The following is a 9,983-nucleotide window of genomic DNA, read 5'->3' as shown; positions in this document are numbered from 1 at the left end:
AGCCACCCGCCGGGTTCCGGAATCTTCCTTGCGCCACGGCAAATGAAGGTGCAATATAAGGCATCAAAACTTCAGCGGCAGGAGCTCAGGCGCCAGCGCCGAATGGAGCGGAAACACCAGCGTGGACAGCCTCAGGCACTGCGCGATCTGCGTTAGCCAATGACGTACGATGTATTGAAACGAAAGGATGTTTCCCGTGGGAAAGCTCTTCGACAGCCCGTGGCCCATCATCATCATTATCATTGTGGCGCTGCTCCTTTTCGGCGCGCCCAAGCTTCCCGGGATGGCACGCAGCATTGGTCAGTCCCTTCGGATTTTCAAGTCCGAGGTTAAGCAGATGAAGGATGATGATCCGGAGTCTGATACGGATTCAGAACCTGTTGAGGGCCGGGTCGTCAATCACACCAAGAACCCGCACCGGTCGGATCGCCGCGACAACGGTACGGCTGGCACAACAGAACCGCCCTCTGACCGTAGTTCATAAGGATCATGGCACTGGCAATAGGCCGCGGACATAAGGCCAATCCAGAAGGCCGGATGGCTCTCCGGGACCATCTGCGGGAATTCCGCAACCGGCTGATCAAGAGCGCCATCGCCCTCGTCCTGGGGTCGGTCGCCGGATTCCTCCTCTATAACCCGCTCTTCGGCCAATTAATAGAGCCGATCATGAACGTCGCCGAAGCGGAAGACCGCTTCGCCAGCATTAATTTCGACGGCGTCGCTTCCTCCTTCGACCTGATGGTCCAGACGTCGTTGTTTCTCGGCCTGCTCGTCTCAAGTCCCGTCTGGCTTTATCAGATGTGGGCCTTCATCACCCCTGGCCTGAAAGAGAAGGAACGCAGGATTGCGCTCTCGTTCATGGCCGTGTCGGTGCCCCTGTTTGTGGGCGGCGTGTTCCTGGCCTGGCTGGTGTTGCCCAATGCCGTACGTGCCCTGCTGAGCTTTACGCCCGAAAGCGGCTCCAACGTCATCACGGCCCAGTTATACCTGACGTTCGTCATGCGGCTGCTGCTGGCGTTCGGCATTGCGTTCCTGCTGCCGGTGGTCCTGTTCGGCCTGAACCTGATCGGTGTGCTGAGCGGCCGCCAGATCCTCAAGTCCTGGCGCATTACTATTCTGCTGATCTGCGTTCTCGGGGCCATGGCCGCCCCCGGACCCGACATCATGAGCATGTTCTACCTCGTGGTACCGCTGCTCTTCTTCTTTTTCCTCGCCACAGGTCTCTGTCTGCTCAATGACAAACGCCGACGCCGGAAGGCCGCCAAACGCATGGCCGAGACTGAGTCGATGGCCGACGTCGCCACATCACCGGACGACCTGAAGAACCTGTAAGCGTGCTTGGGGCCCCTCGCGCTAGGCTGGGGCATATGTCTTCGCCATCGGAGCGGTACCGCGCCGCAGCACTCAGGCAGGCTGAGTCTAAGACCCGGCTGCACCAATTCCGCAACACCCTCGCATTCGAGCTGGACCCGTTCCAAATAGACGCTTGCCGCGCGCTGGAAGCGGAACGTGGAGTACTGGTTGCGGCCCCCACCGGCGCAGGCAAAACCGTCGTCGGCGAATTCGCCATCTACATGGCCCTCGAACGGGGGCTGAAGGCCTTCTACACCACGCCCATAAAAGCCCTGAGCAACCAGAAGTACTCCGAGCTGGTCGAGGTGTACGGCACCAGCCGGGTGGGGCTGCTGACCGGGGACACCAATATCAACTCGGAAGCCGACGTCGTCGTCATGACCACCGAGGTGCTCCGGAACATGCTCTACGCCGGCTCATCCACACTGACGGATCTGGCGTACGTGGTGATGGATGAAGTGCACTATCTTGCCGACCGCTTCCGCGGAGCCGTCTGGGAGGAAGTCATCATCCATCTGCCGGCCGAGGTGCAGCTCATTTCGCTCAGCGCAACGGTGTCCAACGCTGAGGAGTTCGGCGCATGGCTGGACACCGTCCGTGGTGATACGGCAGTCGTCGTGACAGAACACCGTCCGGTGCCGCTCTGGCAGCACGTGATGGTTGGAAATGACATCCTGGACCTTTTCGCGGCGGATGTATCTTTCGACGAAATGGCCCCCGAGCTGGAGGCCGGGGCGGCGCTGAAGGAATACGAGGTCAACCCCGAACTGCTCTCGCTGGCCAATGCCGAGACCAGAGTCACGCATCGCGGCCGGGGCTACGCCCAGCGTGGCCGTGGCCGGAACCGGCGCATCGAGCAGGAACGCCGCCCACTGCAAACCCGCACCCGCCGGGCCTCCCGGCCGCAAGTGATCAAACGGCTGGACCGGGACGGGCTGCTGCCCGCCATTACCTTCATCTTTTCCCGCGCGGGCTGCGATGCCGCCGTCCAGCAGTGCGTCGATTCGGGGCTGTGGCTTACCGAGGAACCGGAACGGCGGGAGATCCTGCAGCGGGTGGATGAGGCCAGCCAGGACATTCCCGAAGACGATCTGGAGGTCCTTGGATTCCGCACCTGGCGGGAAGGCCTGGCCCGGGGCCTCGCGGCACACCACGCGGGCATGCTGCCCACCTTCAAGGAAGTGGTCGAGAAACTGTTCGCGGACGGACTGGTGAAGGCGGTCTTCGCGACCGAAACGCTGGCCCTCGGCGTCAATATGCCGGCCCGTTCCGTTGTCCTGGAAAAGCTGGACAAATTCAACGGCGAAGCGCATGTCAACATCACGGCCGGTGAATACACCCAGCTCACCGGGCGCGCAGGGCGCAGGGGTATCGACGTCGAAGGGCATGCCGTCGTCCTGTGGCAGCCGGGGACGGATCCGACGGCGGTGGCCGGGCTGGCGTCGAGGCGGACCTATCCGCTCAACTCGAGTTTCCGGCCCACGTACAACATGAGCATCAACCTGATTGCGCAGTTCGGGCGGACCAGGGCGCGGGAAATCCTCGAGTCCTCATTCGCCCAGTTCCAAGCGGACCGTTCAGTGGTGGGGATCGCCAAGCAGGTCCGCAGCCGGGAGGAATCCCTGGCGGGCTACGAGAAATCCATGCAGTGCCACCTGGGGGATTTCACGGAGTACTCGGGGCTGCGGCGTGAGCTGTCGGACCTTGAGAACCAGGCGTCGAAGACAAAATCGCGCCAGCGGAAATCCGCTGCTACGGATTCGCTGGAGCGGCTGCGTCCGGGCGACGTGATTGATATCCCGGCCGGCCGTAATCCCGGCTACGCCGTGGTGCTCTCGCCCGATCACGGCAGCCGCGAGCCGCGGCCGACCATCCTGACATCCGAGAAGCACCTGCGCAGGGTCGGTGCGCAGGACCTTAATGGTCCGTTGGAGGCGGTATCGCGGATCAAGATACCAAAGTCCTTCAATGCCCGTGTGCCGAAGGACCGGCGCGATTTGGCTTCCTCCATGCGCAATGCCCTGCGCGAGTCCCGCCCGCCGCGGCAGGAGCGGAGCGACGAATTCGAATTCAGCGGTACGGCGGCGCAGGAGAAGAAGATCGCCGGGCTGCGGGCCAAGCTTCGGGCGCATCCCTGCCACGGCTGCAACGAACGCGAGGACCACGCAAGATGGGCTGAGCGCTGGTGGAAGCTGCGCCGCGACACGGACGGCCTGATCCGGCAGATTCAGGGCAGGACCAACACCATCGCAAAGACTTTCGACCGGGTGAGCGAGGTGCTGGCCCAGTATCACTATGTCCATCCGGCGGGAGAGGACCTCGTCCTCAGCGAGGAGGGCCAGCGGCTTCGACGGATCTATGGCGAAAAGGACCTGCTGATATCGCTCAGCATTTCCGAGGGCGCCTTTGACGATCTTGATGCTGCTGAACTGGCCGCTTTCATCACCGTCCTCGTCTATCAGGCCAAGCGTGAAGAGCAGGGCGTTCGACCCAGGATGCCGAGCGTGTCGCTGGAGACCGGCGTCGACATTGTTGTTCGCCAGTGGTCGGAACTGACAGATGTGGAAGAGGCGCACAAACTTCCCGTGACCGGCGAACCGGAGCTGGGCCTGGTCTGGCCAATGTATAAATGGGCCCGCGGCAAGCACCTGCAGCTGGCGTTGTCGGGAACCGAACTGGCTGCCGGCGACTTTGTCCGATGGGCGAAGCAGGTTATCGACCTGCTGGACCAGCTGGCCAAGGCCGAACCGCTGCCGCCGGGTCTCCGCGGGCGGTGCATCGAGGCCATCGGACTCGTCCGCAGAGGAGTCGTTGCGTACTCTGCCGTTGCGGCGTGAGACGCTGCTGCCCGATAGAAATATTCAGCTTTATCCCGAGTTAGGTTTCATTCCCATGCCTTTAGCCGCCAGCACACCGCCGGCATCCTCCGCACGCCGCGTGACGCTGTACCGCAACGGATCCGTCTACAGTCCCGCCGACCCTTTTGCCACAGCAATGCTGGTCGACGGCGGAACGGTCGCCTGGGTCGGGTCGGAGCAAGCGGCGACGTCCATTGCGGACAGCACCATGGACGTCGTCGACCTTGACGGCGCCCTGATTACTCCCGGTTTTGTCGATTCCCATATTCACATCACCGAAACAGGGATAGCGGACCAGACGCTGGATCTTGCCGGGATGGCATCGCTGGCCGAACTGCTGGATGCAGTCGCTGAGGCCGCACGGTCGGGCAGCGGAATGATCCTCGGCCATGGCTGGGATGAGAGCCATTGGCCCGAGGGACGTGCTCCGACAGGTGACGAGCTGGACCGGGCATCGGGTTCGCGCATTGTGTACCTGTCCCGGATCGATGTTCATTCAGCTGTGGTCTCAGGAACGTTGGCGGCTGCTCTGTCCCTGGCGGAATTCGATGGCTGGTACGGGAATGGACTGGTCGTCCGGCACGCGCTGTTCATGGCGCGCGAGGCCTCCAGGACCTTCCGGAATGGAGAGCGGGAACATTTCCAGCGGTGCGCGCTGTCCAGGGCGGCGAGCCGGGGCTATGTCGCCCTGACCGAAATGAGCGCTCCGCATGTCGGTTCACCGGAGGATCTGCAGTTGTTGCTCGCCCACGACGGTGAGGCCGAGGCCAACGGCGGGGCTTTGCGGTATCCGAAGGTGCTGCCCTATTGGGGCGAAGCTGCTGTTGATGTTGAGGATGCCAGGAGGATCCTTAACGACGTCGGAGTCCCGGTGCTGGGGCTGGCAGGGGATCTCAATATTGATGGGTCCATCGGTTCGCATACCGCCTTGCTGCGCGAGGACTACGCGGACGAGCCGGGCCAGCGCGGGTCGCTGTACCTTGACGCCGACTTGGTGGCGGTTCACTTGGCGGTTACGGCTGAACTCGGCATCCAGGGCGGCTTCCACATCATTGGTGATGCCGCCATGGACATTGCCATCGAGGGGCTGCACAAGGCTGCCGAGAGGGTGGGACTGGACCGGCTGAGGTCGGCGCGGCACCGGTTCGAGCACGTGGAAATGCTGACACCCGAGGCCATCAAGCAGCTATCGCACTTCGCCGTGACAGGAAGCGTGCAGCCGGCTTTCGACGCGCTGTGGGGGACTGACAATCTGTATGATCTGCGGTTGGGTGCAGAACGTGCCCGGGCCATGAATCCTTTTGCATCAATGCTGGCGGCAGGAGTTCCGCTGGCGCTGGGAACGGATGCGCCGGTCACCGCCCTGGACCCGTGGGCGGCTGTGAGGGCCTGCCTGGAGCACTCAAATCCCAAGGAGAGGATATCTGCCCGTGCGGCGTTCCTTGCCCACACCAGGGCCGGATGGAGGGCTGTACGGGACGAGGATCCGCTCTCTGGCCAGTTGGCCCCCGGGGCACCTGCGACTTTCGCGGTCTGGGAAGTTGAGGGGTTAATGGTCCAGACCCCCGATGCGCGGGTGCAGTCCTGGAGCACCGACCCCCGTGCTGGAACACCGTTGCTGCCCGCCCTCGATAACGGTCAGGAGCCGCGCTGCTTGCAGACTGTCCGGGATGGCCACGCGCTGTACAAGGTTGAGGAATTCGCTTCCTGACTTTTTATCATTTGCTCTTGGTGCAACGACACGGCGGCTGAAGGAAGGATTATGCAAAAGAATCCGAAAATTCCCCGCCGTAGGGACCCCGTTCTGACCTGCAGTTAAAGACAACGCCGCAGGTCAGAGCCGCGTTGACACGTCCTCCACAACACGTAGGCTCGTATTCCAACAGGTTCTGCTTTCCCGTCGAGGAAAGCTCCTGGCCACGGCTACAGGCTGCGGTTTTTCTAACGGGTAGGTTCACACGTCAGTAGAAAACAGTGCCTTTCCGCCCTAAGGGCGGCGGGGCAATGGTCCGAAGGCGCGTGAACCTACCCATTTAATGTCTCGCCTATACTTGGTGGTGCTGTGCGCCGTCGCCTGAGTCGGTTCCTGGCGGTTTTGCAGCCGCGGCAGAGCGGTTATCTTCCGACTGAAGAAAGGCCATGAGTGCGCGTCGTCACCATCATCCCGACGTACAACGAAATTGAGTCTCTGCCCAATACCTTGAGCCGCCTGCGGTCCAACGTGCCGGACTCCGATGTGCTGATCGTCGATGACAACAGTCCGGACGGAACCGGCGGCTTCGCCGACTTCGCCGCAGCAAAGGATGGACAGGTACACGTTCTCCACCGCAAGCGTAAAGAGGGCCTTGGCGCCGCTTATATCGCCGGGTTCCATTGGGGACTTGATGCCGGCTACGACATCCTGGTGGAAATGGACGCCGATGGCTCACACCAGCCGGAGCAGATGCACCTGCTGCTCGATGCCGTTGCAGAGGGAGCGGATTTGGCCATGGGCTCGCGCTGGGTCTCCGGGGGCGAGGTCGTCAGTTGGCCGCTGCACCGTAAATTACTCTCGCGCTTGGGCAGTCTCTACTCGCGAATCCTGCTGGGCGCAGAGATCCGCGATTTCACCGGAGGCTACCGGGCTTTCAGGCGCCAGACTCTGCAGAAAATCGACCTGGACTCCGTCGAATCCGTCGGCTACTGCTTTCAGGTGGATCTCGCGTGGAAGGTTGCGCAGTTGGGATTGCGCATCGTGGAAGTGCCCATTGTCTTCGTCGAACGGGAACACGGCGACTCGAAGATGAGCAGGAAGATCGTGATGGAGTCAATAGTCCGGGTGACGAGGTGGGGTATTCGAACCCGGTGGCAGACGCTGAAGCACAAGATCATGAGCAACCGGGAGCAAAAAAGGCGGCCTTCTTGATGAAGGCCACCTTTTCAGTGTCGTATCCGGACGGCGGAGTTATGCGGAAGTGCGCTCTCCGCGGCGTTCGCGCAGGATATTGAGACGGTCCTGAAGGATCTGTTCCAGCTCCTCGGAGCTGCGCCGTTCCAGCAACATGTCCCAGTGGGTACGGACTGGCTTCTCGTTCGGGTTAATCGGCTTCTCGCCGTCAACCAGAAGTGCTTCCTTGCCGGTCTTGGAAACCCAGACGGGAGGAATCTCAGCTTCAGCGGAAAACGTAACGAACACCGACTCGCCATCGGCGCAACGGTATTCGATGCGCTGCCGCGGTGCCGGCTCCACACCGGATTCGGTTTCCATGCTCTGCGCCCCAAGACGCATTCCTCGCAAGCTTCGGTCGCTCATCATTTCTCCTACATCAAAAACGGGTCATTGGGTGCAACGCCGGCCGCAGCGGAATTGTTCCGCCGCACCGGTGGGGGCAAACAATAAACTATACGCGCCGCAGACGGGCCGGCACACCAGGCCATCTTGCAGTGGTAACGGTTACGGTGCCGGGGTCTCCTGCTCCGTGGTGCCCAGGACGTTGCCGATGCCCTTAAGGGCCTCGCCGACCTCACTGGGAATGATCCACAACTTATTCGAGGATCCGTCGGCAAGCTTTGGCAGTGTCTGAAGGTACTGGTAGGCAAGCAGTTTCTGTGTCGGGTTGCCTTTGTGGATGGCGTCAAAGACTTTGGCAATCGCCTGTGCCTCACCATCGGCCCGGAGGATCGCAGCCTTCGCATCGCCTTCAGCGGCCAGGATGGCGGCCTGCCGCTGGCCCTCCGCAGTCAGAATCTGGGACTGCTTGGTGCCCTCGGCGGTGAGGATGGCGGCGCGCCGGTCACGCTCTGCGCGCATCTGCTTCTCCATCGAATCCTGGATGGAAATTGGCGGATCGATCGCCTTGAGCTCGACCCGCGAGACACGGATTCCCCACCTGCCGGTTGCCTCGTCCAGCACACCGCGGAGCTGCCCATTGATCTGGTCCCGGGAGGTCAGCGCCTCTTCGAGGTTCAAACCTCCGACGACGTTACGCAGCGTCGTGGTGGTCAGTTGTTCCACCGCTTGGATGTAATTGGCGATCTCATAGGTTGCTGCCCGCGCATCGGTGACCTGGAAGTAGACGACGGTGTCGATGGACACAACCAGGTTGTCCTCGGTAATCACCGGCTGCGGCGGGAAGGAGACCACTTGTTCACGCAGGTCGAGCAGCGGAAGCAACCGGTCCACGAATGGTATGAGCAGCGTCAGCCCCGGGTTCAGCGTCTTGAGATACTTTCCGAGCCGTTCCACGACGCCGGCCCTTGCCTGGGGGATGATGCGCACCGAACGGACGAGTACGATCACCACGAAGATGGCGAGGGCTATTAAAACTACGGTCAGGGCTATTGATCCGACGTCCATATTTTCTCTCTGTTGGTTGCCGCGTAGTCTCCGCAAACGGTTGGTTATGCGGGGTAAGTTCCTGAGGCAGGTGCATCATTGACGGCCGAAACGATTGCTGTGGCACCTTCAATCCGGGTGACTGATACTTTCTTTCCCGCCGGTATCTCCGCGCCTGCCGCAGCACGGGCCGACCATGTATCCCCACCGATCTTGACGATTCCGGAAGCCGCCGTCACGGGTTCGAGCGTCAACGCCATCTCGCCGATGAGGCGGTCGATGTTCGAGCGCTGCTCGGGCGGCCCTTTCCGCAGATGCTTCAGGGCAACCGGCCGGACGAAGAACATCATGGCCAGCGCCACGACGCAGAAAACGATGCTCTGAACAATGAATGATCCAGTGAAGAACGACGTGGCAAGCGCGGCCAGGGCACCCAGCGACAGCATGATGAAAAACAAGTCCAGGGTGATCATTTCCACGACGGCGAGCACCAGGAACAGGGTCAGCCACAGAACCCAGACGTTCTCAACAATCCACTCCAGCATGGCTTCCCTCGCTTCCCCTCGTCCGGCGGCGACATGAACCATGGCAACCACCAAAGGTTGTTATACCTCCATCATGCCCGATGTTGGTGATCGGGACCACCAATTGCGGGAATAGCCGGCTTGTCGTGTGGCTTATTCAAGTCACATGGCGAGAGCCCGATCTCATTTATTGGCCTCCGGGGTGCGCGGGTGATCCAATGAGATCAATTCATTTACGGGCAGAAACGAGAATCATGCAGTCGCTACTGGTCAGCGAGCATCTGGGCCTCAGGCTCTCCAGACTTTTTCTTGGATTGTTCCTGTACGGCTCGGCCATTGCCCTGATGGTCCGTGCGAACATCGGCTCTTCTCCCTGGGACGTGTTTGCCCAGGGTCTGTCGCGGACAGTCGGTATCAGTTTCGGTTTGGCCACCATCGTCATCAGCGGCATGGTGCTGCTGCTGTGGATTCCGCTGCGTGAGCGGATGGGTTTCGGTACGGTGGCCAACGCCATCCTGGTCGGCGTCTTCGCCGACCTGGCGATGCTGGTGCTGTCAACACCGCAGCATCTGGCGCTGCAATCGCTGATGTTTCTTGCCGGGTTGTTGATGCTCGCTTTGGCCAGTGCCCTGTACATCGGAGCAGGAATGGGCCCGGGTCCGCGCGACGGGTTGATGACCGGCCTGGTCCGGGTGACCGGACAGCGGGTGTGGATGGTCCGCACCTCAATCGAACTTCTCGTCGTCGTTATTGGCTGGCTGCTCGGGGGAGTGGTGGGCATCGGAACACTGATATTCGCATTGACCATTGGGCCGCTGATCCAGCAGGCGTTGAAACTGCTGTTCGTGGATCTGAACAAGCCTCGACGCTCAAGGAAACCGGCTTCGCAGCTCTAAAGTTTGCCGTAGACCGCCACACGGAATGCCGCCGTGT

The 9,983-nt window shown here is 61.4% G+C and carries 9 protein-coding genes; 6 read left to right on the top strand and 3 right to left on the bottom strand.

Features of this window, described 5'->3' with window-relative positions; all coding sequences use genetic code 11:
• Positions 1-196 precede the first annotated feature (196 nt).
• The 5 genes from tatA to Y707_RS0112550 all read left to right on the top strand — a co-directional run bounded on the left by tatA (position 197) and on the right by Y707_RS0112550 (position 7,116).
• Positions 197-484 (top strand): Sec-independent protein translocase subunit TatA, encoded by a 288-nt coding sequence (gene tatA / locus Y707_RS0112570; protein ID WP_026535362.1) that lies wholly within the window; start codon positions 197-199, stop codon positions 482-484.
• 5 nt (positions 485-489) lie between these two features.
• Positions 490-1,332 (top strand): twin-arginine translocase subunit TatC, encoded by an 843-nt coding sequence (gene tatC, locus Y707_RS0112565; RefSeq protein ID WP_035781600.1) that lies wholly within the window; start codon positions 490-492, stop codon positions 1,330-1,332.
• Positions 1,333-1,367: 35 nt separating this feature from the next.
• Complete coding sequence (locus tag Y707_RS0112560) at positions 1,368-4,190, top strand: DEAD/DEAH box helicase (protein WP_026535360.1); 2,823 nt, start codon at positions 1,368-1,370, stop codon at positions 4,188-4,190.
• Positions 4,191-4,245: 55 nt separating this feature from the next.
• On the top strand, positions 4,246-5,922 hold the full coding sequence (locus tag Y707_RS0112555) for an amidohydrolase (protein ID WP_026535359.1): 1,677 nt from the start codon (positions 4,246-4,248) through the stop codon (positions 5,920-5,922).
• A gap of 432 nt (positions 5,923-6,354) precedes the next feature.
• Positions 6,355-7,116 carry a polyprenol monophosphomannose synthase gene (locus Y707_RS0112550; RefSeq protein ID WP_026535358.1) on the top strand — a complete coding sequence of 254 codons (762 nt, stop codon included), beginning with the start codon at positions 6,355-6,357 and terminating at the stop codon, positions 7,114-7,116.
• 39 nt (positions 7,117-7,155) lie between these two features.
• Here the strand turns inward: Y707_RS0112550 and Y707_RS0112545 are convergent, their stop codons facing one another.
• The 3 genes from Y707_RS0112545 to Y707_RS0112535 form a co-directional block, all read right to left on the bottom strand.
• Complete coding sequence (locus Y707_RS0112545) at positions 7,156-7,503, bottom strand: RNA polymerase-binding protein RbpA (RefSeq protein WP_026535357.1); 348 nt, start codon at positions 7,501-7,503, stop codon at positions 7,156-7,158.
• Between the two features lie 141 nt (positions 7,504-7,644).
• Positions 7,645-8,547, bottom strand: coding sequence for an SPFH domain-containing protein (locus tag Y707_RS25645; RefSeq protein ID WP_035781599.1), 903 nt, complete (start codon positions 8,545-8,547; stop codon positions 7,645-7,647).
• A 44-nt stretch (positions 8,548-8,591) separates the two neighbouring features.
• A complete protein-coding gene (locus Y707_RS0112535) occupies positions 8,592-9,071 on the bottom strand; it encodes an NfeD family protein (RefSeq protein ID WP_026535356.1) in 480 nt (159 codons plus the stop codon).
• A 233-nt stretch (positions 9,072-9,304) separates the two neighbouring features.
• On the opposite strand from Y707_RS0112535, the gene yczE reads away from it, so the two are divergent.
• Positions 9,305-9,946: a membrane protein YczE gene (gene yczE, locus Y707_RS30720; RefSeq protein WP_035781596.1), complete on the top strand. Its 642-nt coding sequence runs from the start codon at positions 9,305-9,307 to the stop codon at positions 9,944-9,946.
• The last annotated feature ends 37 nt before the right edge of the window (positions 9,947-9,983 follow it).

It is taken from the genome of Arthrobacter sp. H14, from assembly GCF_000520495.1.
GTDB lineage: Bacteria > Actinomycetota > Actinomycetes > Actinomycetales > Micrococcaceae > Arthrobacter_C.
The sequence above is the reverse complement of the archived record's forward strand: the minus strand, read 5'-3'. Positions and strand labels throughout refer to the sequence as shown.

Bases quoted from the DNA above. Each gene is read 5' to 3' on its own strand.
- tatC (WP_035781600.1), top strand. From the start codon at position 490: ATGGCACTGGCAATAGGCCGCGGACATAAGGCCAATCCAGAAGGCCGG.
- Y707_RS0112560 (WP_026535360.1), top strand. From the start codon at position 1,368: ATGTCTTCGCCATCGGAGCGGTACCGCGCCGCAGCACTCAGGCAGGCT.
- Y707_RS0112555 (WP_026535359.1), top strand. From the start codon at position 4,246: ATGCCTTTAGCCGCCAGCACACCGCCGGCATCCTCCGCACGCCGCGTG.
- Y707_RS0112545 (WP_026535357.1), bottom strand. From the start codon at position 7,503: ATGAGCGACCGAAGCTTGCGAGGAATGCGTCTTGGGGCGCAGAGCATG.
- Y707_RS25645 (WP_035781599.1), bottom strand. From the start codon at position 8,547: ATGGACGTCGGATCAATAGCCCTGACCGTAGTTTTAATAGCCCTCGCC.
- Y707_RS0112535 (WP_026535356.1), bottom strand. From the start codon at position 9,071: ATGCTGGAGTGGATTGTTGAGAACGTCTGGGTTCTGTGGCTGACCCTG.
- yczE (WP_035781596.1), top strand. From the start codon at position 9,305: ATGCAGTCGCTACTGGTCAGCGAGCATCTGGGCCTCAGGCTCTCCAGA.